Source organism: Microcoleus sp. D3_18_C4, from assembly GCF_036702355.1.
Taxonomy (GTDB): Bacteria; Cyanobacteriota; Cyanobacteriia; order Cyanobacteriales; family Microcoleaceae; genus Microcoleus.
Genome location: NZ_JAUBTF010000039.1, coordinates 47,602 through 72,902, shown reverse-complemented (window position 1 = coordinate 72,902; position 25,301 = coordinate 47,602). Strand labels below are relative to the sequence as shown.

The window sequence follows — 25,301 nt, the reverse complement described above, 5'->3', positions numbered from 1 at the left end:
AAACTTATATTTAACTCACCTTGAATATATCGATCGCTCCTGCTAGTGGTCTGCGATCAATTATTCAGCAAACCCTAAATAATTCTACGGGATTTCCATAACTATGCACCGCTACCAAATTATTAAAGCGTTGTGGATTTCAATTGATAAACTTTAAAAAGTTTAAAATTAGAGCTTTGATTGGCTGGCAGCTTCCTACACTTTTAGCATAGTAAGTACGAAAGAGGCGTTTGATTATTTGCCAACAGTTAACAGGAGGATGGAGAAGGTGTTGGAGGAACGAACCTGTGAAAACCTGTATGCTCTGCCTGGTCAGCTTAACAACTATATCTTATAGATTTGTCCGTTGGCTGCAAGATAATGGTGACGTGCGTCACACACAGCAGGTTATGGCTTTGTTTAGGCTTTAAATTTGTTTAAGTCTCGTTAACTGGACTCCAGCCGCCCAAAATTGAGCGGCAAACCATCCTGAAATACCAGCAATTTTCCCGGCTGAATTTGCGTCCAAACTTCGTTATCTGTCAGCGGAAAAGTGGCAATAACAGCCACGCGATCGTCCTCGTTGGTCAATTCCCGAAAATCGACTGTTATATCTTCGTCGATCGAGTGAGCGCTAGCAAAAGGTGCTTGTCGCACAATATAATGCAAATTAGTAGAACAGTGGGTGAACAAGTGTTCTCCATCGGAAAGTAAATAATTAAAAATTCCGTGTTCTGCCAAAGTTTTAGTAATTTCCTCCAGTACCGGATAAATTTCCGCTAAAGCAGGCTTATTTTGAGGAAAAGTAGAGCGCAGCTTTTCTAATATTAAACAGAATGCTTTTTCACTGTCAGTTTTGCCAACCGGTTTGTAAACTCCGGCACATTCTGGAGAAAAATTTTCGAGATTTCCGTTGTGAGCAAACACCCAATAACGTCCCCAAAGTTCCCGAATAAAAGGGTGGCAGTTTTCCAGAGCAATTTCGCCTTGGGTAGCTTTGCGGATGTGAGCAATCACGTTAGTTGAATGAATCGGATAGCGACGCACTACTTCTGCAACCGGAGAAGCAATCGCAGGTTTAGAGTCTATAAAAAGGCGACATCCCAAACCTTCAAAGAAAGCAATTCCCCAACCGTCTTGATGAACGTCTGTTCGGCCACCTCTTGCAGAAAAACCCTCAAAAGAAAAGCAAATATCTGTTGGAACATTGCAGTTCATTCCCAGTAATTGGCACATAGCTTTTAAATCTCTGGAGTTTGAATGGATGTCGCAGCTATTGGCAGCTACAGATTTGCGATGATAGTATTATAGTATGAATTGATTTAGCCTAATAAAAAAAACACAATTATTTTGGATGGTTAACCATAATGCTACTTAAATTTTAAAAAATGCGTGAAGCCAAGCTATCCCGAACGCGCGTGCGAGCCCGTTGCGGTAGGGAATCGCCCAAAATTCAATCGCGTTCCCCGGAGAACAGTCTTCATCGTTCCATTTGTCCTGCAATTTTGTTAATTAAATTTATGTAAAATTCACTTTTGTGGGGGAAAGTCTGAAAGTTGTTTGATATCCTGCAAAACTATTTGAGGCTTCCCTTTGTACTGTTCTACCTTCCCACTGACATACACATATCCCCGTCCCAGACCCGCATAACGCTTCTCGATTAGCCGCTTCAAAGGAGCCATTTCATCAGTTTCCGCATCTGGTATCCACAAAGCTAATTTATGATACACCGAACCAGCATAAATTACAGCGCTGCCGCCGATCCTTTTAGTAATTCCCGCCTGCAAATCGCAGAAAATAGTAATAGATTTAGCTCTCTCAGAAGCAGCTAATATTTTCGGGTAGTCCAACCTCAAAGAAAGCGCTCCTGCGGTTGCTTCCGACAACCGAAACTCTTCAACAATCGAGCCTCGCATCGACCACCAAGGAAGTAAATTAGCATAGTTGCGAGAGGGAATTTTGGCATTGATAATCGGATTCCAAATCATCAGATTGTAAGCTTTTGCTGCCGATTCTCCCTCTGTCATTTGTCGGTGATACAATCGGGATCGCCCGTATTTGACGAAGTAGGGACTCCAGCCTTCTTCAATCAGTTTAAGATTGTAATTTTCTCCGTCTTTATGTACGTAACAGAGGAGACGCCCGTAGTTGTCGCGGTGTTTTTGTAGAGCTACTTCAACCGAATCGTCTGTATCAAATTCTATGTCAATTTGAGCAAGTCCGCCATCTGCTGTGGCGAAGTATTTTTTAGCCATTTCTGAAGCTGCTTTCCCCGCTGCAGTTACAGGTTTGGAACCTCCCGAATGACTTTCTTCTGTATCGACGCAAATCAGCCGCAGAGATTCGGTTTTGCCGTTGAGAGAAATTTTGATGCTGTCGCCATCAACTACTTTAGTTATTTGCAGGTTCGGAATTCTGGTTGCCATATTTTGAACCCTGTTGCACTTGAGATTTCATGCAGGTATCGCTTGGATTATACACGAGTTCGTTATCACTAGCAACTGTAATTTTTGTTGTTTGTATTAATATTTGTCAACAGTCGCGTATTTTATCAAGTCGGGGAAAAAATCTTGAAAATCTGATTCTAAGCGCTGATAGTTAGCTGTCAAATCTTCTATGCCGCTTGCCAAGTTATTTGTCCGCTTGATTCGGGCCGACATTCTTGTAAGAGTGATGCCGATTTCGGCAATTTCCTGATAAGATGAAAGCAAGTCGCGGGCAATTATTGTGGGCAGTACCCGCTGGAGAGAGTCAGGTAATATATCGCGGTTGTCTTGCAGGATTTTATAGACATCCTGAGAAAAATCCCGGAGGGGAATTTCTGAATATTCCAGCCAATTTTTAGCCAAGAAGTGGTCGTAAAACACGTCAATCAAAACTCCAGCAAACCTGCGTCTCTGGGAAGAAACAAGGCTTTTACTCGATCGCACTATTGCGTGAGAGTCCGTGTAGCTATCTACTTTGCGGTGCAAATCGATGCCCTTTCTAATTTCATCGGGATAAAGGTTGATTGCCGAACCTTTGACAAAATCTCCTAAGAGGTTGCCAATCAGGGATTCTGGCGTGCCTTTTGATAAGAATAGATGAGCCAAATAATTCATTGCTACAGTAAAAATATCTAAGATAGCATAAGCAGAAAGAGTAAGGTGCACGACCCGGCGCACCTTACTGCTATTAAGAACCTGCCCTGAAAAAAATCCCCCTACGCACCACCGCGCAACTTATCCAAAACCGTCCGGTCTTCCAAAGTCGAAGTATCCCCAGAAACCTCTTGTCCCGCCGCCAAAGAACGCAGCAATCGGCGCATAATCTTCCCGCTTCGCGTTTTCGGCAAAGCATCAGTAAATCGAATTTCGCCGGGACGGGCGATCGCCCCAATTTCCTTAACAACGTGCTGCTTCAATTCCTTAGCCAATTCATCGCTAGGTTGCTGCGAGTTGTCCAGCGTGACAAAAGCCACAATTTCCTCACCTTTAATCTCATCCGGTTTGCCAACAACCGCAGCTTCCGCCACCGCTGGATGCGATACCAAAGCTGACTCGACTTCCATTGTGCCAAGTCGGTGTCCGGCCACATTAATTACATCATCAACGCGACCCATTACCCAGAAATAACCGTCTTTGTCCTTGTGCGCGCCGTCCCCTGCAAAGTACACAAATTCGCCATCTTTCGGGTGTAAATATTCCCAATAAGTGCGGCGGAAACGATCGGGATCGTTGTAAAGTGTCCGCATCATTCCCGGCCAAGGATGTTTCACCACTAAATAACCGCCGCTTTCGTTAGTGACTGTTTCCCCATCTTGGTCAACAACATCGACCACAATTCCGGGGAACGGTAGGGTTGCAGAACCGGGTTTTGTAGGAATTGCACCGGGCAAAGCGGTAATCATAATTCCCCCGGTTTCTGTTTGCCACCAAGTATCAACGATCGGACAATTCGAGTGGCCAATTACGCGCTGATACCACATCCAAGCTTCGGGATTGATCGGTTCGCCAACGGTTCCTAACAATCGTAAAGATGACAAATTGCGCGCGTTGGGCAAGTGTTCGCCCATTTTCATAAAGGTGCGAATTGCGGTGGGTGCAGTGTAGAAAACGGTGACGCCGTATTTTTCAATTACATCCCAAAAACAGCCTGGATTAGAAGGGCGAGGAGCACCTTCATACATTAAAGTTGTTGCACCGTTGGACAGTGGCCCGTAGACTATGTAACTGTGTCCGGTAATCCAGCCGACATCAGCAGTACACCAGTAAACATCGGTATCTTGGAGGTCGAATATCCACTTGGTTGTCATGTGGGTATAAAGGTTATAACCACCGGTTGTATGGACGACACCTTTCGGTTTGCCGGTACTGCCACTGGTGTAGAGTACGAACAGCATATCTTCGCTGTCCATCGGTTCGGCGGGACAATTTGCCGATGCACCTTTTTGCAAATCGTGCCACCAATGATCGCGCCCTGGTTCCATGTCAATTTTCTGTTTGGTGCGCTGAACTACGAGAACGTTGGTAACACTTGGTGTGGCATTATTTGCTAATGCTTTGTCTACTTGTGTTTTGAGGCCGACGGCGGTATCTTTGCGGAAGCCACCGTCAGCGGTGATGACGAGTTTTGCTTGGCCGTCGTTAAGTCGATCGCGCAAAGCTTCTGCACTAAAACCGCCAAAAACAACGCTGTGTACTGCACCGATTCTGGCACAGGCTAGCATGGCGATCGCAGCTTCGGGAATCATCGGCATATAAATGCCAACGCGATCGCCCTTTTGGACTCCCAATTGTTTGATGACGTTCGCCATTTGGCAGACTTCGCGGTGGAGTTGCGCGTAGGTGAGGGTGCGGGAATCTCCGGGTTCGCCTTCCCAAATCAGGGCGGCTTTATTTTTGCGCCAAGTGGTTAAGTGGCGATCGAGACAATTGTAAGAAATATTAATTTTACCGTTGACAAACCATTTAGCAAAAGGCGGTTGCCAGTCGAGCACGGTATCCCAGTTTTGGAACCAGTGCAATTCTTGGGCGGCGAGTTCTGCCCAGAAGGCTTGGGGGTCAGCTTTGGCTTTGTCGTAAAGGGCTTGGTACTCTTCTAGGCTTTTGATGTGAGCTTTTTGGGAGAATTCAGCGGGCGGCTGAAATAGCCGTCTTTCATGCAGAATTGATTCGATGGTATCTTGTGACATTGCTTTTTCTGTAACTGCATCTACTTCTTTAAACTATTTTGTACGCAATTGAGCGCAAAAATATCTTGAGTTTCGTTAAGAATTTTGGGAATTGTGTAAATGTTGGGGCTGTGGCTGTTTATTTGAAAATTATAATTGCCTCGAGTTTTGAGACCAAATAAAGTTCGTTCGAGCTTCGTTTGGGAAAAATTTCTTATATAAAAAATTGTATAAATTTTAGTTTAATAGTATAATGATGTGAAGCTGCTTGAAAAGGATTACTCAATCTGAATGATAGGGAAAAGCATGATCCAAAATTTAGAAGCAAGCCAACTGTCGCTAAATGACGTTCGCCGCCTTCTCAAACTGGAAGAGCGAGAAGGAGACGCCTTCACCGATTTTTTCTCTCTGGAAGCGCTGTCAGAATTAGAACAGCAGGAAATATTAAAAATTAGAACTGACTTTCGACGCTACTTATCCGCAGGAAAAGTTTCAGAAGCACTCGTTAAATTTTTAGTGATTTCACCGTTAATGAGATTAGCAGGATTTTTTGATATTCCGATCGTGCTGACAATGGAAGATAGCATCGCGATCGAGGTTGAGGATGGGGATACTTTAATTAAAGGGCGCTTGGAGGTCTTAGCGGTAAATCAGCCGGATGCAGAACTCGCGGCGGCACAGTTTTGGATTTTGGTAGTCGGGGCGAAAAATAGTGCGATCGATTCTTGGGCCGGTTTGCCACAATTGCTGACTTATGCTTATAAAAGTTTGCAGCAGCAATCGTCTGTTTGGGGATTGACGACGAATGGACGTAACTATCAGTTTGTCTATCTGACGCGGGGAAATCCTTGTACTTATCAGATTTTACCGCAATTGAATTTGATTGACCGAGAGCGATCGTTCTTGTTGGCGCAAGTGTTGAAAGCGATTTGCAAGTTGCAGAATGTGCAGTTGCAGTTGGCTTAATCTCTGCGGTTGAAATCTGTGCTTGCCTGTACTGACTAGACAGATATTCTGTACCAATTTAGTCCTAATCGCATTCTATCGTCGATGCCAACTGTTGTTAACTTCTGTTGGGAACTGCGGGAAGATTTAGAAATCAAGATTTGTTAAAAAACTGCAATAGGGAGTGACAAAATACTAATTGTTCTATACAATAATAAACGGTTAAACCCTGCAACTGAAGGTAAAAAAGTGTCTGAACTTAGACAAAATTTAATTACCAGAGATTGGGTTATCATCGCCACCGAACGGGCGACAAGACCGGATCAATTCGCTAACAAAAAAAACTGGGCTGCCGTAGTGCCACCGCACCGTGCCGATTGCCCGTTTTGCGTGGGAAATGAAGAAGACGGAACCTTAGAAACTTGCCGTTTGGGCGATCGCGCTGACTGGAAAGTAAGGGCAATTTATAACAAATATCCCGCCCTCTCCCCGACAGCAAAATGGATGAGGATATCATCGGGAATTCACCGCACGATGGCGGGAATCGGCGTTCACGAAGTAATTGTCGAACACCCGCGACACGATTTGACGACAGCTTTGTTGAGTGTTGAAGAAGTTGCAAATATACTTTTAGTATACCGCCAGCGCTATGTAGAAATTAGAAAAAATCCCCACATTGAAACAATTATTATCTTCAAAAATCACGGAGAAACTGCCGGAACTTCTCTCGAACACCCCCACTCGCAGATAGCAGCGACGCCCGTTGTACCCAGCCAATTTCGCAGCCGCATCGACGAAGCTATTAGATATTTTGATGACACGGGAGAATGTCTGTTTTGCCGGACTTTGGAAGATGAATTAGCGGCGAGAGAAAGAGTGATTTGTGAGAGTGAACATTTTGTGGCTTTTATCCCTTACGCTGCACTTTCACCGTTTCACACTTGGATTTTTCCGCGTCGGCATTCCTCTTCCTTTGATGAAATTACTGATGCGGAAGTTACGGCTCTTGCTGATACTTTGAAAACTGTACTAGCTAAGCTTTATTACGGATTGAACAATCCTGATTACAACTATAATATTCGATCGGCACCGATCGCCGAAGGGGGAACAAAATACTTTCACTGGTATATCGCAATTATTCCCAGAGTCACCAAGCAAGCTGGATTTGAGTTGGGCAGCGGGATGTTTATCAATACTGCTTTGCCCGAAGAAAGTGCGGCGTTTTTGCGATCGATCGAAATTCCTAGCGACAGTAATTTTCCCCACATCTAAAGTATTCTAGATCACAATAGGTCAAATTTACTTCAAATTGGGGTGAAAATGCACACAGCTACTCCCAGTTGCGAGTCTGCGTTGGGGGAGGAAACTGATATTATTGGAGATTTGATATTTGAGATTAAAGAAGTAGGAATAACGCATGATCTAAGGGTTTAGATCATCGGCCTAAAGTTGGATTCTTTTTTTAAAGTGGTATAACTTACGCTCTAAATTTATGAACGTACAAATACTTATGGATGTTACCAACCTCACAATAAACTTTCGACATACTGCCAGCCGTCGTCGCTAAAAGTAGCTCTCAACATATCTCTAATTTTGGCATCGATCGATAAGAGTCCCTCGCCAGAGTCGCCATTTTCGCCGATTTCGCAACTCTCATCAGACAAATGTTCTTGAATGTTGGCCAGAGTATCGGCGAAATTAGCCAGAAAATAATGTTCGTGCACCCACGCTGTGGGATCTGGTATTGCTGCACTCCCAAAAGCTCGATCGACTAAATCTTTTTTGGCAACATCGTCAGTCTGGTTTTTCATGTTGAGTTCGATTTAGGTAGAACTGGTAACTTATCCATTTTAAGCTTAATTGTCCACAGGAACGCGATCCTGATCGACCACAGCAGTGACAAATTTGTGTAGTTTGTGCGATCGCGATCCTAATTTTTTGGTCCCTCGCGTGTTATCATTTTACATCACACTCCGTGACCAATAATTTTCACCTCCGGCAAAATACACTTGGGCATCATTCCGTGAACTCCTTTTTGAGGATTGTTGACAGCCTGCGTAATCCGAAAATTTACCGCGATGGAACACAAAACATAAGCATCTTCCTCTTGGAAACCTGCAAACTTTTGCAGCCAATAAACCGTCTGTTTTAGCGCCATCTCAAACGCTTCATCTAATGTTCTACCAAATCCCATAATCACAATATGAGTGGGCGTTTCTGCAAACGGAAATATCCGAAAAAAATCCTTGCGTAAGATAATTTTAATAGTCCCGTTCATCGAAGTTTCTATAGCAGTACCGTCAACTTCACCATCTCCTTGTGCCGAATGTCCGTCGCCGATGGACAGTAAACCGCCCCGCAGAAAAACAGGTAAAAATAACCGCGTTCCTGCTTGGAGTTCCTGATTGTCCAGATTGCCGCCGTAGCGCTCTGGAGGAATAGAAGAACGGTTGATTTCTGAATTTGCAACGCCGATAATTCCAAAAAAAGGATGCAAGGGAATCGCAAGGCGGCTACCTGGGGGAAATTCAGCAGTTTTTTGCTGTAAATCTAGCGGAATAAACCGCAATTTAGGTTCGGGAAAATAATCAGGTAATGCTCCCCATCCGGCGCGAATTGCATTAAATCCTACTGGCAAACTTGGGTAAACATCCTCAATGTGAATTTCTAAAACGTCTCCCGGTTCGGCATTGTTAACATAAATCGGGCCTGTCAGCAAGTGGGGCCCAGGGCCAACTTTGCGGTTGGGAGGCAAATTATGACAAATATCTAAAAATTCGGGGGTGAGAAATTCCGGCGGCGCTTTGTCAGCAACATAATATCCTGAATAGGTTTCGATGTCGATGCGATCGCCCGAATCCACCCTTAAAGCAGGTTCGATATTCGGAGAGAAACCGCCCAAGTGTACGGTTTTGCAGTTAGCCTTGAGAAGGTGGCGAGTCATGGGATTTTAGATTTTAGATTTTAGATTTTAGATTGAAGTAAGGGTGTTAAGAATGTTATATCGCAAGTCTCAAGCATTTTTGAGAAAGATTTTTTTTAATGAACCGCAGAGGGCGCAGAGGGCGCAGAGAAAGAGAATGGAGAGTTCAGAAGATGTGAAAAAATGGTTGAACTTTGTTAGATGTGAGATATTTTACAAAGTTTTTAACTTTTTGATAACCTTGGTAGTTTAAAATTCCCAGTCGAGAATCTAAAATCGATTGCTGTTTTTTCTTCAGACTAATAACTAATAACTAATGACTAATGTTGACACCATTGCCCGCTCAATTAAAAAATTCTAGAGATTTGCCCCGCAATCCCTGGTTTTTTGCTGTTTTGATTTTGATTGTCCTACTGCTAGGTTTTATGATGCCATCTAACCTCAACGAACCTCAGCTTTTAACCGATCCGTTTCTGCAACTCCCAACAGTAAACTCGGTGCGAGTTGTCTGGTTTACCGAGTTTGGCGGTACTCGCAACACTGTTACTTACGGCGAAAATTTGAATCAAGTTGTGACGGCAAATACTACTAAGCTAAGCCGCACTCGCGAAGACAAAGACTCGCGCATCTCCGATGAAATGAAACAAAGCATAATTGACAGTAATCCAATTGTCCGCGACATCTGGCGCCACGAAGCAGAAGTCCCCAATTTAATGCCCGGTGTTCCCATTCCTTATCGAGTCACTAGCGAAAGGAAAGACGGCGCATCTGTCAGCAGCAAAGTTTTCACTCTTTCTCCGAAACCAGCACCAGGAAGTCCGCTCAAAATCCTCCTCACTTCCGACCATCAATTGATGCCGATGACAGCAGCAAATCTCCAGAAAGTAGCCGAAACAATTGGGAGAGTTGACGCGGTTTTCATGGCTGGGGATTTAATTAATATACCCGATCGCGCTTCCGAATGGTTTGACGACGACCGAGGCCGGGCATTCTTTCCCGCTATGCAAGGGCGCGCATTTTCCGAACTGGACAAAAACGGCATCAAAACCGTTTACAGCGGCGGCGAACTGATCCAACACGCGCCTTTATTTCCCGCCATTGGCAATCACGAGATCATGGGCAGGTTTTCAACTACCAGCGCCCTCAACGACCAATTTAATGATCCTTTTCCCCGCGTGGCTGCCGAGAAAATATACGCTCAACGTGCTGCATCTTTGAATCCTAGTAATGACTCTTCTGTGCGGGAAATATGGCTAAAAAACAATAGTTTTAATAGCGATACCTATGACGAGATTTTCAATTTACCGGGAGGCCAAAATTACTATGCTGTGACTTTTGGGGACGTGCGGTTAGTGACTTTATACGTTGCGAATATCTGGCGAACTCCGAATTTAGATCCGGGTGCGAGAGGCAGGTATCGCGAACGGGACGCAGATTTTAATAATCCCGAAAAATGGGGATACGGACAGCATATTTTTGAGCCGATTGTCAAGGGCAGCGCTCAATATACTTGGCTGCAACAAGAGTTAAAGAGTTCGCAATTCCAGCAGGCAAAATATAAAATTGTGATGTTTCACTACCCGCCACATTCTCTGGGTGACAATATTGTACCTGCTTATACTGATCCAGTGCAAATAGTCGATCGCGCTCTCGATGGCGAGATTAAAATGGTGCGTTACGAGTATCCGAAACAGCAAGATTATCTGATTCGGGATGTAGTGCCGCTACTAGAATCAGCGGGGGTGCAGTTGGTATTTTACGGACATTCGCACTTGTGGAATCGATTTGTAAGTTCCAGCGGAATGCACTTTTTGGAGACTTCTAATGTGGGCAACAGTTACGGTGCTTTTGTGGGGGAAAAGCGCCGATTTGTGCCGCCGGCATATCGGGAAGATTACAGCGCAATTGGAGACCCGAACGGATTGGAGCCTGTGGTGCCAACTGTTGCGCCTTTGTTGGGGAAAAATGGGCTGCCGTTGCCGTATATTGATAGCAATGATATTACGGCTTTTACTATTTTTGATACGGGAGAGGGTACGGTTAGCAGCTACTATTTTGATACGCGGAAACCGGAGTCGGAAGTGGTGAAGTTTGATGAGTTTAAGTGCGAAAGATAAGGGCACGGCATTGCCGTGTCCCTACAGATATCTGAGTCAACTGAGATGTTGCACTATTCTTAATTAGCTGTTTAGGAACGGGCTCTCCGGCCCGTTCCACAAGAAAATTGAGTTGTGTGGAACAGGCATCTTGCCTGTTCTTGAGAAGGGTGCAAGATGTAATACCAAGTTGCATTGTGACGTAGAATCTAGTTGAGGGTGATAAATGTCAAATAATTTGGAAATTTCCGAAAATATTCGGCTGTTGACTCAACCGTCTTATAGCCCCGAATTAATGCCAGTTGAACATCTGTGGGAAGATTTACGAGAAAACTACTTTAATAACCGAATATTCAAGTCAATATCTAAGGTAGTCGAGGAACTTTGTCAAGGGCTTGTCAATCTAGGATCTAATCCGGAACGCTTGCGCTCAATGACTTATTTCCCACATTTTAGAATAAGCTCTTTGAAAGCAACTTAGTATCAGCTTATACAACCGACCTACAATGTTCGCTGGAAAAAAAGTCGAGCTAATCGCTCACTGAAAACGTGTTAATACTTTGTTCAAACGTGGGCCTGCGCTGTTCAAATTCCTCAGCAGTGGTAGAGAATGCAACAATCCACATATTGCTCCCTTGCTTAATCGTGTAGATTATCTGTTTGGCAGTTACACCGGAAATTGTTGCTTCTATCACGATCTGACCTGCCTGATAGCGGTCAAGCGACACCTTCTTCTGCTCCACGACACGAAATTCGCTGGGTAATTGTTTGGGAATCAGATCCAAGTATGTATCTATTGTCACTGTAGATCCAACTGACTCTATAGCAATAGCGACATTACTCAGAAAACCTGATTTACTAACCTTCGAGTCAAAAGCCCAGATGACGAATGCGGATGGATTCTGTTTGAGTGACTGAGCTACCTGCTGATAGTAGGGCCCCAAAGATTCCAGCTTCTGAACCACCACGTCCAGATATTGGCTGAGATCTCCGCCGCTATAACTCTCCGGTAACTGCAATTGTACACCGCGTCCCTCAAATTTTTTCCAACCTGGGATGGTCGTGGTTTGTGTGCGGACAAAGGGACTTGATGTTTGTTGAGAGGTTTGTGGCTGCTTGCAGCCTATGACTAGGCTTGGTAGCAACAGACAGAGTACCAGCAAAAAGTCTTTCTTATTCATGGAATTACGGTTTATACCCCAACTTGGTATCACTCATGATTGTACGTCTGAACGCAACTTGGTATAAAATTAAACTGAGATGTTGCACTATTCTTAATTACCTGTTTAGGAACAGGCAAGATGCCCGTTCCACAATAAAATTGAGTTTTGTGGAACAGGCAAGATGCCTGTTCTTAACAATGGTGCAAAATTTCAGATTAAACCTTCTCTTTCGCAGGCGGAACCAAGCCTGTTTTATTCAAACCCGCATCAATCTGCCTGAGCAATTTAAAATCATCTTCGGGTAAAGAATTAACAGGCGAGTGTTTTTCCAGAAATGAGAATGCTTGCCGGAATTCACGCGGGCGGGAGTCGATCGCACTATCGAAGTGACAAGGTACAATCTTTTGAAAGTCCCAACTCGCCACTTTATCCACCCAATCGAGAGTTTCCCGCGGCGCGCGGTTGAGAATCAATGTCTGCAAAATCGGCGCCACAAACAACCGCCCTCCTCCCCGCAAAGCCTCAAACGATCGCTCCCAATGTGTTTTCCACTTGAACGGATACAACCCGAAATAAGCTTTCCTAGAGCGTTCTGGCGCTTGGCGCGCGCTGGCAAATACCTCCGACCACCGCGGCACTTCGAGCACGCTAGGCGTAAAATACATGGCAAATAAGGCGATTCTCTGCCACCCTTTGCGCCGATTTTCGTGGGTGTCTGCTACCGTGTCCAAGGCGCTGTCTTTGGCGTGAAATAGCAGCGGGTACGAGTCGAGTTGGACGATCGCGGGCGGATTTTCGGGAATTGAAACCACGGAATCTGTTAACATCAGCGTGCGCGATCGCCTGTGAAATAACGCAACTTCAGCAAATCTGCCCAAACCGAGGTCGAGGGGGCCGAGAATTGCCCAGTCAAATTGATCGGCTAAGGGCGTGTTGCTGCTGTCAAAGGGCAGTACAGACGTGCGTTTCGCAGGCAAACCCAGCCAACTCAGCGGCAAATTCACCGGGAAACTCCACTGCTGCGGGGCGACAAACACCTGCGCTTCGGGAAAACACCTCGCAAAGGGGCCGACAAAAACTTTGTGCTCGATGCCGGAAACCGTTGTCAGCAGGATGTACTTCACCTCGCCGTGCTCTGCTACTAACTCTTTTACCAAGCGGATGCACTCAGGAGTCGGTGCCACGGGGGCGTAGACGAGAAGGCCTTCGGGTTCTAGTTTAATTACTGTCATCCTAATCGGAACGACAACGTAAAAAATGCCTTGTAGTTGGTCAAAAGTCCAGATTGTATCTTTAACTATTTCCTTGCGGATGGTGCGCCGCTTGCTGTAGGGATAGAGGGGGACGACTGGCCAGAAGGCCCAAGAATAGTCCCTAGAATCAATCTGTGCTGATGTTGGTATGCCTTCGCCCTCTGCCACTGGTGCGACTCCTTGCCGATTTTTTTGTACGTGCGTGCGATCGAACTATTGTTAGTTATAGATTAAGTTATCGTCTTTATCAATCGGCTGTTGAAACCGCTGCATCGAGTCAAACGAAGTCTGTCTCTGCGGACTAAGAGATCGAGAATGAATTTTTAGCTGACTTGTCCTGATACAATGATAAGCTCGCAAAAATTTCTCAACTTAGTAGATATGACTCAAAACTACCGCATCACTCTTTTACCAGGAGACGGCATCGGCCCTGAAATTATCGCTGTGGCGGTAGATGTCCTGAAACTTGTCGGCCAACAATTGGACATCGGCTTTGAATTTCAAGAAGCTTTAATGGGCGGTGCTGCTATTGATGCAACAGGCAATCCGCTACCCGAAGAAACACTGGAAAAATGCCGGAACTGCGATGCCGTATTGTTGGCAGCAATTGGCGGTTACAAGTGGGATAATTTGCCCCGCGAACAGCGGCCGGAAACGGGATTATTAGGACTGCGCGCCGGATTGGGATTGTTTGCAAATTTGCGTCCGGCGACTATTTTACCGCAGTTGGTTGATGCTTCTAGTTTGAAACGGGAAGTTGTCGAAGGCGTGGATATTATGGTCATCCGCGAACTCACAGGCGGCATTTATTTCGGCAAACCGAAAGGTATTTTTGAGACGGAAACAGGCGAAAAACGCGGTGTCAATACGATGGCTTACACCGAGTCGGAAATTGACAGAATCGGGCGAGTCGCTTTTGAGACGGCCAGGAAGCGCGGGAAAAGGCTGTGTTCCGTGGATAAAGCGAATGTTTTGGATGTTTCGCAACTGTGGCGCGATCGTATTATTGCCCTTTCTTCAGAATACCCTGATGTTGAACTTTCTCACCTCTACGTTGACAACGCAGCCATGCAGTTAATTCGCTGGCCCAAACAGTTCGATACAATTGTCACCGGCAATTTATTCGGCGACATTCTTTCCGATGCGGCAGCGATGCTAACTGGTAGTATTGGGATGCTGCCTTCTGCGAGTTTGGGAGCAAGCGGGCCGGGAGTTTTTGAACCCGTGCACGGTTCCGCACCCGACATCGCCGGACAAGATAAAGCAAATCCCATCGCCCAAGTTTTAAGCGCGGCAATGATGCTGCGCTACGCCTTAAATCAGCCGGAAGCTGCTAATAAAATTGAGCAAGCAGTTGTCGAAGTTTTGGATCGAGGTTATCGCACTGGTGATATCATGTCGGAAGGTATGAAACTCGTCGGCTGTCGGGCAATGGGCGATGCTTTAATTGAAGTTTTGCAAGGTTGATTTATTTACCTTTACTCGTTCCCAGGCTCTGCCTGGTAACGCATTTGAGGAGGCTCTGCCTCCATTAAAACAAAGCAAACGAGACATAAAGTTGGAGGCAGAGCCTCCGGGTATTAATTACCAGGCAGAGCCTGGTAACTAGAAATTTTATAATTTAATGTGCCGCTGTCAAAAGATTGAATTGCTCGGTATCAATGCGATTTGCTCGATACAAAACTTCAGCTATTTCCGAAAGCGCTAACACAGAATGTGCGCGATAACCGTTGGCCTGCATCTTATCTTTGACTCCCTGTTCGTGGTCGATTAATACCACGATATCTTCCACATTCAATCCAGCCGATTTTAACTTAGCCGCGCCTTCCATCACGCTTTTGCCGCTAATCAAAATATCATCGACTACGACAATCGTTTCTCCTGCCTGAAAATGCCCCTCAATCAATTTGCCCGCCCCGTAAGTTTTCACCTCCTTGCGCGGGAAAATCATCGGGCGTTCCATCCGCAATGCTAAACCCGTTGCTGTGGGTAAAGAACCGTAGGGAATTCCCGCAATGCGATCGAATTTTAAATCCTTGAGAATGTCTGCATAAGCGCTGACAATTTGGTGGAAAATCTGCGGAATAGAAATTATTTTCCGCAAGTCGATGTAATATGGAAATACGGCCCCCGATGCTTGTACGTGGTCGCCAAAAACTACGCAGCCGATGTCATAAAGTTGCAAGATTAAATCGCGGTGAGGTTCCGGTTGCAAAAAGCAAACATCGGGCAGCCACAATTCGCAAGTGGGACTACCTTCGATCGCCCGCAGCCTCTGTTTATTAATACTATCCCGCAATTTCTCAATTTCTCGGCGCGGCTCTTTCCCCGCTAATAAACTTGGGGGGACTGGTAGCAGCAAACCCTCACCATTTGTGCTTAAACCGGCCGCCAGCAGTTGTGCGAGGTCGTTTTCTTCTGTGAGGTCATTTTCTTCGGCGATGTCTCCTTCGACTAAAATTAGGCGTTCAGGAGCTTCTTTGCGGATGCGGGCTAACATATCCGGCATTACTCCTACTTCTAAACCGAGTTTTTCGGGAGTTCCCCAAGTTTGAGAGAGTCGGACTAATTGCAAGTAAAAAGGGTTGTTTGGCGTCGGATATTCTTGCAAAGCAGCCCCTGACGGGTTGGCGGTGGCACAGAGGACAAAAACAGTTTTTCCGGCGTATAACAAAAAAGGCGCTACTTGGTCGAATCCGGCATAGGGACTTAAGGTAATAGCGTCAACTCGCCAGTCTTGAAATACAATTTTGGCAAACACTGTGCTGGTATTTAAATCGCAGTGTTTGGCATCTAAAATTACTGGCAGGTGAGGGGGAATAATGTTTAAAATTTCTTGCAGCAATGCCCAACCGGGAATACCGAGAGATTGGTAAAAACCGAGGGTGATTTTGCAAGCACAAATTAAATCGGCTGTTTGGTCGATCGCACTTTTTAGCTTTGCCAACAAATCAGTTACAAAAGTTTGAGTCTCTTCCCCAGTCATGGAAACCTGCGGCGGTAAGGTTTCTGGGTCTGGGTCGAGGGCTAAATAGAGCAAACTTTGATTGCTTTCGACAGCCGCTAACAGTTTATCGAAAAAGTTGGTTCGATCCGTCATAATTTGTTAGGAAGGTAAGGGGAATTTAAAAAATTGCAGGTCAAAGTGGGATTGGTGTTGTGCCGGAAGAAACCGATCCCCGTTGAAATTGAAATTAAGAATCTTTTAAGATTGTAGAATGTAAAGAGCCGGAAATCTGTAACTTTGGGAGCAGTTTCATCGGGAATAATTTTCGGGTTGGCTACACCAGTGATTTCACCTAAGCCGCAGCAAGTCCATTAGTTGTGGTAAACTAACCAGTGTCCGGGGGGCGATTTTCTCAGCATTTCCCTGCAGCAGGCGAGTTTAGCAAATGCCCATTTGCAAGGGGCAGATTTGAGAGAAGCAAATTTTAGGGCAGCTAATTTATCCGGGGCAAATTTGAGCGGTGCTTCTTTGTGGCAAGCTAATTTACAATGCGCTAATTTTACTCAAGCTAATTTAATCCAGAGCCCGTTTAACGGGTCGAATCTAAAAAATGCTACCGTTGCAGGTGTTATTTGGGTTGAGGGTAGTATTAAATAGAAGCAGAAGTTAAAGCCATGTCTGCCTTATATTATGGATAGTAATAAATGATCGGTACGATCGACTTTACGATTTGGGACGAGTTGCTGCAACGCTACGTTGACGATTTCGGCCACGTCAATTATCGGGGCTGGAAAGCTGAGGGGGCGGATGTTTTGAGGGGGTGGCTGGAAAGTTTGGCCGATGTTGATTTGGCGGATGGTACTGATGCGGATGCGCGGCTGGCGTTGTGGCTGAATGCGTACAATGCGATCGCAATTTCTCAAGTTCTGGAAGTATATCCGATCGCGTCCATCCGTCCCAAAATTTTGGGAATTCCCAACTGGCTGAGTTTTTTGGATTTTTTCACTCGTTCAAATACGATTATTGGTGGCAAAAAGTACAGTCTCAATCAAATCGAACACGCAATTTTGCGGCCGGAATTTGCCGAACCGCGCATCCATTTTGCATTAGTTTGCGCTGCTGTCGGGTGCCCGCTGCTGCGCCGGGGGGCTTATTTCCCGGAGTCGGTACGGACTCAACTAGAAGCGGATGCCAGCCGTTTTATTCACAATCCTGATAAGGTGCGGTACGATGCCCAGAAAAAGACGCTTTATTTGAGCAAGATTTTTAAGTGGTACGGCGAGGATTTTGTGAAGGCGGCGGGTTCGGTGGTTGACTATGTGGGCGGTTATTTGGGGCCGGAGGCGGCTGTGGGCGATGGATGGGCGATCGTTTTTTTGCCTTACGACTGGAATTTGAATCGGGTTGAGGGTTGAAATTTGCGCCTATGGGTAGGTGTTTTTTTGAGGGGGTAATTTTTTTCGGCTGTATCAGTTGCGTAGTATGGGTTTAAGGCTTTTTATGAAAAAATCGACAGACGGAAATCCTGTATTGCTTGCTGTGAAAGGTTTTGAGGTGTGTTGAAAATTTTGCCTCTTGACAGGTCGATCGCTGAAATGGTACTTTTTAGATCAGTTCCCGGAAATGTACTTTGAAAACTAAATAGAGTAAAGCTTTCAGATATGGCAGCCGCAATCAAACTAAAACCCTATTAGGGATTGAAACTTTTAAAACTTAATTGCTTGCGTTGATTTCAGCTTCTCTGCCGCAATCAAACTAAAACCCTATTAGGGATTGAAACAAGCTGTAGGTCTTTCGCCTTGCAATATACAGGAGGGCCGCAATCAAACTAAAACCCTATTAGGGATTGAAACATTAAATAATTAATTTAAGGAAGAGACTGCTATCACGCCGCAATCAAACTAAAACCCTATTAGGGATTGAAACGCCGAGCAGTTGATTATGGATTACCAAACCAAGGGCCGCAATCAAACTAAAACCCTATTAGGGATTGAAACGGAACTGAAAAACCAAGTCCATAAAAAAAATCAACGCCGCAATCAAACTAAAACCCTATTAGGGATTGAAACGGTTTCTCCCCCCTTCCCCCACTTCCGCTTCTCTGCCGCAATCAAACTAAAACCCTATTAGGGATTGAAACCCAATTCAAGCCCGATCGCTAGCTGTTTAGCTAACGCCGCAATCAAACTAAAACCCTATTAGGGATTGAAACTGATGCTCACCGACGCGGAAGTTACCGAAGCTATGCCGCAATCAAACTAAAACCCTATTAGGGATTGAAACTTTCAATGTTCGAGTTGCAAATCGAGCATACATCGCCGCAATCAAACTAAAACCCTATTAGGGATTGAAACGCTGGTGGGCTTGCTGGTGCTGGCGCTGTTTCGAGCCGCAATCAAACTAAAACCCTATTAGGGATTGAAACCAATTGAAAATGCTAGGTGGTGCCGTGTACGACAAGCCGCAATCAAACTAAAACCCTATTAGGGATTGAAACGAGAATTAATAAACTCATCATCGAAAGCACGATTGCCGCAATCAAACTAAAACCCTATTAGGGATTGAAACGCGAGGATGGAGAGATTTGAGAGGCTATCAACGGGAACAGGCCGCAATCAAACTAAAACCCTATTAGGGATTGAAACTTGCAACAATTGACTAATCTGATCCAACCCCGGCTCTGCCGCAATCAAACTAAAACCCTATTAGGGATTGAAACATCGTCGCTGCCGTCCCCTAAGAACTGTGCCAAAACTTGCCGCAATCAAACTAAAACCCTATTAGGGATTGAAACTTTATCTTGGTGAAACTGTTGACCAATATGATAACGCCGCAATCAAACTAAAACCCTATTAGGGATTGAAACTTTCCAGCCCAATCAGCACCTGTAAGACCAGTAGGCCGCAATCAAACTAAAACCCTATTAGGGATTGAAACAGCAAGTAACCTTCGACAATTTCATTCCCACAAACCGCCGCAATCAAACTAAAACCCTATTAGGGATTGAAACAAATCTATTTTTGTAGGAGTCGCATTGGGAATAGATGCCGCAATCAAACTAAAACCCTATTAGGGATTGAAACGCAAAGGAATACATATACTGCCACAGCCGTAGCGCCGCAATCAAACTAAAACCCTATTAGGGATTGAAACAGAAATGTGCAGATGCAATACCTATCTTTTTGTCATGCCGCAATCAAACTAAAACCCTATTAGGGATTGAAACTCAGATTGGGATTGGCATGATAGCGATTGTTTCGGCCGCAATCAAACTAAAACCCTATTAGGGATTGAAACTAAAATATATGTTGTACTCATTCTATATCTAAAGCCGCAATCAAACTAAAACCCTATTAGGGATTGAAACCTCAGCTTCTTCAATCAATTCAAATCCTTCATCATGCCGCAATCAAACTAAAACCCTATTAGGGATTGAAACCCGCCAGTTCCGTTTGTAAGAGCTGCCATATTTTTAAGCCGCAATCAAACTAAAACCCTATTAGGGATTGAAACTCGAATCCGATCGGCGTTTAATTGAGAGTTGGCAACGCCGCAATCAAACTAAAACCCTATTAGGGATTGAAACTAATGCTTCCTATTGTTGCCCACATTGCACCAATTGGCCGCAATCAAACTAAAACCCTATTAGGGATTGAAACCAATAAATTGGACTTTTGGAAGGCGAAAGCTATTTTTGCCGCAATCAAACTAAAACCCTATTAGGGATTGAAACGCGATCGCAAGCTAACGACATTTGTGTCGCGACAGGCCGCAATCAAACTAAAACCCTATTAGGGATTGAAACGACAGCAGGGGCGTTTGTGCGCTTGCTGTTTTTTGCCGCAATCAAACTAAAACCCTATTAGGGATTGAAACGGAATAATTGCTAATCCACAAGGATTGACAATCAGCCGCAATCAAACTAAAACCCTATTAGGGATTGAAACGCACTTCATATTTGATATGAGTGCGACCTAAACAGGCCGCAATCAAACTAAAACCCTATTAGGGATTGAAACTCGTATTTGTCAGAGGTATCATAATCCTCTAAGTCTGCCGCAATCAAACTAAAACCCTATTAGGTATTGAAACTACCCCTACGCAAATCGATTCGGTACGAAAGAAGCGCCGCAATCAAACTAAAACCCTATTAGGGATTGAAACTCTGGCGCGTAACTTTGTAAAAGTTTAGGTAAAGCCGCAATCAAACTAAAACCCTATTAGGGATTGAAACAAGGTGGATAGCAGATTTATCAATATTTCTTAGAGGCCGCAATCAAACTAAAACCCTATTAGGGATTGAAACTAACATCAAAACCCAAAAAAGACTTTTGTGCTAGTTCAGCAGGTGTCCCAGCCTCTATCGACAATCGAGTCACAAATGACATATTAAAAACTATCACAGTTCAAATCCTCTGGAATATTAACAATGATTTCAGATAAATTTCGGCGCGAGTTGCGAGATCAAGCCAAACTCTGGCAAGCAGAAGGACTCATCGAGACTTCATTCTACCAACAACTTTCGGAACGCTACCAATTCAACACACTCGAAACCGCCTCCCGCAACCGATTCCTCAGCATTCTGATGAGTCTCGGCGGCATTCTCCTCGGTATAGGAGTCATCACCTTTGTAGCCGCAAACTGGCAAGTTTGGTCGCGCGAAGTGAGAGTTGCACTGCTGCTAAGTCTTTTCGTAGCAGTCAATGCAGCAGGTTTCTATCTGTGGCGAATTCCCCCATCCCGAAGCCAAAACTCCAATCCCAATATGCCCGCAACAAAAGGGCGAAACAAACTCCTAGGTGAAGGATTGTTGCTGTTAGGAGCTCTGATTTTAGGAGCAAATATGGCATTGATGGCGCAAATGTTCCATATTGGCGGTTCTTCCTACGGACTTTTCCTTGCTTGGGGAATCGGCGTGCTCGGAATGGCTTACAGTTTGCGGTTGACTTCCTTGGGCGTTTTGTCAGCCCTTTTAGTCGGTTTGGGCTATTGGCTTGCCGTGTTAGATTGGTCTTCCAAAGTCGAGTTTTCTTGGCTGGAAGTTTTGGTGCGGCAAATGCCGATCGCAGCGAGTATAATGTTTGTGCCGCTGGCTTATTGGTGTCGATCGCGTGCTATTTTTGCCATAAGTGCGATCGCGATAATTTTCTCCCTACAAGTTTCAATTGCCCAAGGGTTAAATCAAACCTGGGGTACAGCTATTTTTTGCGCCCTACCGCCCGCTTTGCTGTGGGGATACGACGATGCAATCTGGCCGAAGGTACGCAGCAAGCTGTTTCAACCTACCGCCCGCAGTTTAGCACTGCTGTTTCTAGCCGGTTTGTTTTATGTTCTTTCATTCTACGGGTTTTGGCAAGATTCCCCGAATCCTGGGCAAACTGAATCCGAGTGGGTTTTTCTGGCAAATGTGGCGGTTTTGGGCGGTTTCACGGTGTTTGAGTGGCTGCGCTTGGGACGTTTGGAACTGCGGCGACCAAAACAAAAAGCACTGGATTTGACTACAAGTGCGATCGGCATTTTAATTCTCGCCAGCGCCTTAATACCGCTTATTCACCTCAATTTTACTCCCATTCCTCAATTAGCAACTTTTCTGTTCAATGTTTTCTTATTTTTGCTCGCTGTCGGCTTAATCCGAGAAGGCTTAGCTTTAGGAAACCGCAAGACTTTTTGGGGAGGCATGGTATTAATCACCCTGCAAATCATCAGCAGAGTATTTGAATATAACACAGGATTGTTGCTCAAATCTTTTGTCTTTGTTCTGTGCGGAATTGGCGTAATTGCTGCGGGTTTGTGGTTCGAGCGTCACTTCGCAAAAATCCCCGATGAATAGGAGTATTCTACTATAGTGCGATCGTCCATTTTGCACTGCACTCGGAAGATGATTATGTCAATTCAAAGCTCAACGATATTATTCTGCGAACCAATTCCCAATTCCCCATATGAACACCGAAAATCCAGATTCAACAGATCAAAGTTCCGAAATAGCAGATACCAGCGCTAATCCCCCATCATTCACCCTTCCCCCCGCAGCGCAACGCCTTCCCGCGTGGCGGCTGTGGGTTCCTTTGCTGCTGCAAATCGGACTAATTGCCGCCGTACCAGCTCCCGCAGTTTACACTTTTATTACTGGCAAAACAGTTGTCCTGCAAACAGCACCAGTAGACCCTTACGACTTTTTGCGCGGATATTACCAAGTTTTGAGCTATGATATTTCCGATCGCACAAATCTCCAAAAACTCCCCGGCTGGAAAAATTTACCTACCGAAAAATTACCTTGTCCACCCGGAATTGTTTGTCCAAAAAATACGCACAATCTCAAACCACAAACCAGTTTTTATGTGATATTAGAAATGCCAAAAGTGGCAACTAATCCCGGCCGCCCCCAAGCTTGGAAACCCGTCCGTGTCAGCCCGGAAAATCCCCCCAATTTGCCCGCCAATCAAATCGCTATTAAGGGCAAATATAACGGTTGGCAGATGGAATACGGCTTAGAAACTTATTATATGCCAGAGGATGAAAGGGAAAAGGTCAATCAGGAGATTAGCGAAGCTCAAAGGAAGCAGCGACAATCTTTTTTGGTAGAAGTAAAGGTTGACAAAACAGGCCATGCTGTGCCTGTGAGTTTGTGGGTGCGCGATCGCAATTATCGATTTTAGCTGATATCTCGCACCATTGTCAGCAACAGGCAAGATGCCTGTTCCACAAAATATAAATTTTCTTGTGGAACAGGCATCTTGCCTGTTCCTAAACAAGTAATTGAGAACGGTGCAACATATGAGTTTTAGCCAATCAGGCCAAAAGGTCGATCGGTCTTTTGCCCTTGTTTTGAGTATTTTGGCTTAGGGAGGGGGCGGAGGTTGGGCGATACCCTACCGCAACGGGCTCGCAGGCGCAATGGGGTAGCTTCGCTCGTGCGGACATTTCAATTGCCGACAACCCAGGAGAATCTATTAAGATATATAAGACTTGTGCAAATCTTGCCAGTTCAAGGGCGCAAGTCATGACTCTACTGGAGCTTCTCATGTTAGCCGAGCTAATCTCAGCCAGACGAATACTCAAGACCAAACTCCTCGACTTCTTAGGACTTCCCGAAAATTGCCCAGACCAAACCGATCATCTCGTCAACCGAATTGTATCCCTCCTGGAAGCAAATCCCGCCGAACAAGAAAGATTTTGGGAGACATTCAAAAGTGAATTAGCCGTCGATCCGGTAGAATTAGAAACAATACTCAAGTGTTCGCCAGCAGAACGCCAGCAGTGGATTGAACAAGACAAACTCCCTATTTTAGAATACCGCTCTTTCCGCAAATCAGGAATCCATTTAGAATATCCCGTTCACGACAGAAGATTCATCTTAAGTCTAACGCCAACCGATATTAATAATTGGCGCAAAGAACCCAAAGGGCTGATTAAAAATAATCACCAAATACCCACCCCAATCAATACAGAAAAGCCTGAAGAAAACGAACAATCACGAGTAGCTTTTAGTTCCGAGTGGGAAAAAATCATAGCCGACTGGAAAGAACAAGGTTCGGAAGAAATTTCAGCAACCTTCCAGCTAGCTTACTGGACAGTTTGGGCGTCGCGCTGGGCCAAAGAAAATCAGCTCAACAGCTTTAAAGCAATTAATAAATATAAGGAAGTCTACGAAACTCACCAGCAGGAATGGTACCAGCGAAAAAATCAAGCAGTCAAGTTACTGATTGAAATGCCCTACGCCATGCTTTACTTCTACCGTCCGGCGGATTCTGACAAATTATATCTCGAACTGTGCGACGACCACCAGGAAATGATGAAAGATGCCTACTATTGGGACAAGTGGGACTTTTTCTATCAGAACCGCAAACTTGTAAATAAGTGCCGCGAATGTGTGTACTGCGAAACCAAAGATTATTACTCACTTTACTATCTCGAAATCAAGAGCGACAAGTTTCCCGATTTTAGTTTTTCTTTCCACACGCCGTACACCATCGGCAGAAAATTTTTGCCACATCCAGAAACGCTCCCTTATGTAGACCACGTAGAACAGGACGGCATTTTTCGCTTTGGTCGCCCGCTGCTGGAACAAGAGAAAGCTATTCACACCGAAAAGGATGTATTGCTCAAGTTTGAGGCTGCTTTGGCAGCAGCGAAAAAGTTTGTTTAATCATTAGTCATTAGTCATTAGTCATTAGTTGACAAGTATAGTAAGATGCGCGCGCCGACCTCAGAAACCGGGTTTCTGCCGATATTTATCGTCACTCAACCCAAAATTCGTAGAAACCCGGTTTCTTCCCCGCGCACTAATGACAACTGTCAACTGACAACTGTCAACTGACTTTTGAACTTGGATTACTTGAATGCTGCCGTCAGCATAAAGTTTTGGTTGTTGAGTTCCTTCGGAATTGTACGATCGCCATTCTACCTCTGCCAACAAACTCCCCAAGTCAGTTTCAGTCTCAAACAACCACAAAAATACAGCCAACCCTGACCTAAATACCGGATTTGTATGCCGATGAATATCTACCAAAATGAATAGACCACCGGGCTTAAGCACGCGGTATACTTCCTGAAAGATTTGTCGCAATTGCGCCCGTTGCATTTCGTGCATGGCAACGCTGCTGTGTACTCCTGTCAAACTGACAGTCGGCAAAAGCTTCTAAATAATTATTGGCTGATGGTACATTTTTCGTTGGCCGTTGCAGAGATAATGGCCAAGCGTCAAGTCCTGTGACATCCTGGAAATATTGCACCAGAAACTGCTTAGTTTGACCGCTACCGCAGCAACCGTCTAAAACTTTAGTTTCGGCGCTGACGGTCAAATTTTCCCAGGCTAGTTGACTCAAACGAGCATTGCCGCCTAC

Annotated in this window: 21 protein-coding genes and 1 CRISPR repeat array; of the genes, 10 read left to right on the top strand and 11 right to left on the bottom strand. The window is 45.0% G+C overall.

The window, feature by feature from the left end; translation table 11 throughout:
* Positions 1-426 precede the first annotated feature (426 nt).
* From QUA90_RS19315 to acs, 4 genes are all read right to left on the bottom strand, one after another.
* The gene (locus QUA90_RS19315; protein WP_333447176.1) at positions 427-1,215 is read right to left on the bottom strand and encodes a class II glutamine amidotransferase; all 789 of its coding nucleotides are present in this window, start codon (positions 1,213-1,215) and stop codon (positions 427-429) included.
* Between the two features lie 293 nt (positions 1,216-1,508).
* A complete protein-coding gene (locus tag QUA90_RS19310; protein ID WP_333387584.1) occupies positions 1,509-2,405 on the bottom strand; it encodes a thermonuclease family protein in 897 nt (298 codons plus the stop codon).
* Between the two features lie 96 nt (positions 2,406-2,501).
* Positions 2,502-3,131, bottom strand: coding sequence for an ACP phosphodiesterase (locus QUA90_RS19305; RefSeq protein ID WP_333330968.1), 630 nt, complete (start codon positions 3,129-3,131; stop codon positions 2,502-2,504).
* Positions 3,132-3,181: 50 nt separating this feature from the next.
* Entirely contained in the window at positions 3,182-5,152 is a 1,971-nt protein-coding gene (gene acs, locus QUA90_RS19300) for an acetate--CoA ligase (protein WP_333330970.1), read from the bottom strand.
* Positions 5,153-5,437: 285 nt separating this feature from the next.
* On the opposite strand from acs, the gene QUA90_RS19295 reads away from it, so the two are divergent.
* Together QUA90_RS19295 and galT are read left to right on the top strand one after the other, a co-directional pair.
* On the top strand, positions 5,438-6,097 hold the full coding sequence (locus QUA90_RS19295) for a restriction endonuclease subunit R (protein WP_333447174.1): 660 nt from the start codon (positions 5,438-5,440) through the stop codon (positions 6,095-6,097).
* Positions 6,098-6,325: 228 nt separating this feature from the next.
* Complete coding sequence (galT, locus tag QUA90_RS19290) at positions 6,326-7,348, top strand: galactose-1-phosphate uridylyltransferase (protein WP_333447172.1); 1,023 nt, start codon at positions 6,326-6,328, stop codon at positions 7,346-7,348.
* Between the two features lie 254 nt (positions 7,349-7,602).
* On the opposite strand, the gene QUA90_RS19285 is transcribed toward galT, so the two are convergent.
* Together QUA90_RS19285 and QUA90_RS19280 are read right to left on the bottom strand one after the other, a co-directional pair.
* Complete coding sequence (locus tag QUA90_RS19285; protein ID WP_333081651.1) at positions 7,603-7,887, bottom strand: hypothetical protein; 285 nt, start codon at positions 7,885-7,887, stop codon at positions 7,603-7,605.
* A 155-nt stretch (positions 7,888-8,042) separates the two neighbouring features.
* On the bottom strand, positions 8,043-9,020 hold the full coding sequence (locus QUA90_RS19280) for an acetamidase/formamidase family protein (RefSeq protein ID WP_333330980.1): 978 nt from the start codon (positions 9,018-9,020) through the stop codon (positions 8,043-8,045).
* 302 nt (positions 9,021-9,322) lie between these two features.
* Between QUA90_RS19280 and QUA90_RS19275 the strand changes: the two genes are divergently transcribed.
* Both QUA90_RS19275 and QUA90_RS30490 read left to right on the top strand, forming a co-directional pair.
* On the top strand, positions 9,323-11,116 hold the full coding sequence (locus QUA90_RS19275; RefSeq protein ID WP_333447170.1) for a metallophosphoesterase: 1,794 nt from the start codon (positions 9,323-9,325) through the stop codon (positions 11,114-11,116).
* A gap of 205 nt (positions 11,117-11,321) precedes the next feature.
* On the top strand, positions 11,322-11,576 hold the full coding sequence (locus QUA90_RS30490; RefSeq protein ID WP_445300123.1) for a transposase: 255 nt from the start codon (positions 11,322-11,324) through the stop codon (positions 11,574-11,576).
* Positions 11,577-11,625: 49 nt separating this feature from the next.
* Here QUA90_RS30490 and QUA90_RS19270 read toward each other — a convergent pair whose 3' ends face one another.
* Together QUA90_RS19270 and QUA90_RS19265 are read right to left on the bottom strand one after the other, a co-directional pair.
* Positions 11,626-12,276 carry a hypothetical protein gene (locus QUA90_RS19270; RefSeq protein ID WP_333447168.1) on the bottom strand — a complete coding sequence of 217 codons (651 nt, stop codon included), beginning with the start codon at positions 12,274-12,276 and terminating at the stop codon, positions 11,626-11,628.
* Between the two features lie 197 nt (positions 12,277-12,473).
* A complete protein-coding gene (locus QUA90_RS19265; RefSeq protein WP_333447166.1) occupies positions 12,474-13,679 on the bottom strand; it encodes a DUF4336 domain-containing protein in 1,206 nt (401 codons plus the stop codon).
* 213 nt (positions 13,680-13,892) lie between these two features.
* Between QUA90_RS19265 and leuB the strand changes: the two genes are divergently transcribed.
* The gene (gene leuB, locus QUA90_RS19260) at positions 13,893-14,978 is read left to right on the top strand and encodes a 3-isopropylmalate dehydrogenase (protein ID WP_333145250.1); all 1,086 of its coding nucleotides are present in this window, start codon (positions 13,893-13,895) and stop codon (positions 14,976-14,978) included.
* Between the two features lie 154 nt (positions 14,979-15,132).
* Here leuB and QUA90_RS19255 read toward each other — a convergent pair whose 3' ends face one another.
* Positions 15,133-16,611 carry a bifunctional orotidine-5'-phosphate decarboxylase/orotate phosphoribosyltransferase gene (locus QUA90_RS19255; RefSeq protein ID WP_333447165.1) on the bottom strand — a complete coding sequence of 493 codons (1,479 nt, stop codon included), beginning with the start codon at positions 16,609-16,611 and terminating at the stop codon, positions 15,133-15,135.
* Positions 16,612-16,875: 264 nt separating this feature from the next.
* Between QUA90_RS19255 and QUA90_RS30485 the strand changes: the two genes are divergently transcribed.
* The 5 genes from QUA90_RS30485 (at position 16,876) to QUA90_RS19235 (ending at position 24,604) form a co-directional block, all read left to right on the top strand.
* Entirely contained in the window at positions 16,876-17,115 is a 240-nt protein-coding gene (locus QUA90_RS30485; protein ID WP_445300124.1) for a pentapeptide repeat-containing protein, read from the top strand.
* A 47-nt stretch (positions 17,116-17,162) separates the two neighbouring features.
* Complete coding sequence (locus QUA90_RS19250; protein WP_333447163.1) at positions 17,163-17,873, top strand: DUF547 domain-containing protein; 711 nt, start codon at positions 17,163-17,165, stop codon at positions 17,871-17,873.
* A gap of 252 nt (positions 17,874-18,125) precedes the next feature.
* Positions 18,126-20,764: a CRISPR direct-repeat array (repeat unit 37 nt; unit sequence GCCGCAATCAAACTAAAACCCTATTAGGGATTGAAAC).
* 123 nt (positions 20,765-20,887) lie between these two features.
* Complete coding sequence (locus QUA90_RS19245) at positions 20,888-22,288, top strand: DUF2157 domain-containing protein (RefSeq protein ID WP_333447161.1); 1,401 nt, start codon at positions 20,888-20,890, stop codon at positions 22,286-22,288.
* A gap of 109 nt (positions 22,289-22,397) precedes the next feature.
* Positions 22,398-23,114, top strand: coding sequence for a GDYXXLXY domain-containing protein (locus QUA90_RS19240; RefSeq protein WP_333447159.1), 717 nt, complete (start codon positions 22,398-22,400; stop codon positions 23,112-23,114).
* Positions 23,115-23,458: 344 nt separating this feature from the next.
* Positions 23,459-24,604, top strand: a complete 1,146-nt coding sequence (locus QUA90_RS19235; protein WP_333447157.1) for a hypothetical protein — start codon at positions 23,459-23,461, stop codon at positions 24,602-24,604.
* Positions 24,605-24,664: 60 nt separating this feature from the next.
* Here the strand turns inward: QUA90_RS19235 and QUA90_RS30480 are convergent, their stop codons facing one another.
* Both QUA90_RS30480 and QUA90_RS30475 read right to left on the bottom strand, forming a co-directional pair.
* A complete protein-coding gene (locus QUA90_RS30480; protein ID WP_445300122.1) occupies positions 24,665-25,048 on the bottom strand; it encodes a class I SAM-dependent methyltransferase in 384 nt (127 codons plus the stop codon).
* Positions 24,987-25,283, bottom strand: coding sequence for a hypothetical protein (locus QUA90_RS30475; RefSeq protein WP_445300121.1), 297 nt, complete (start codon positions 25,281-25,283; stop codon positions 24,987-24,989). Before QUA90_RS30475 ends, QUA90_RS30480 begins: the two co-directional genes overlap by 62 nt.
* Positions 25,284-25,301 lie beyond the last annotated feature (18 nt).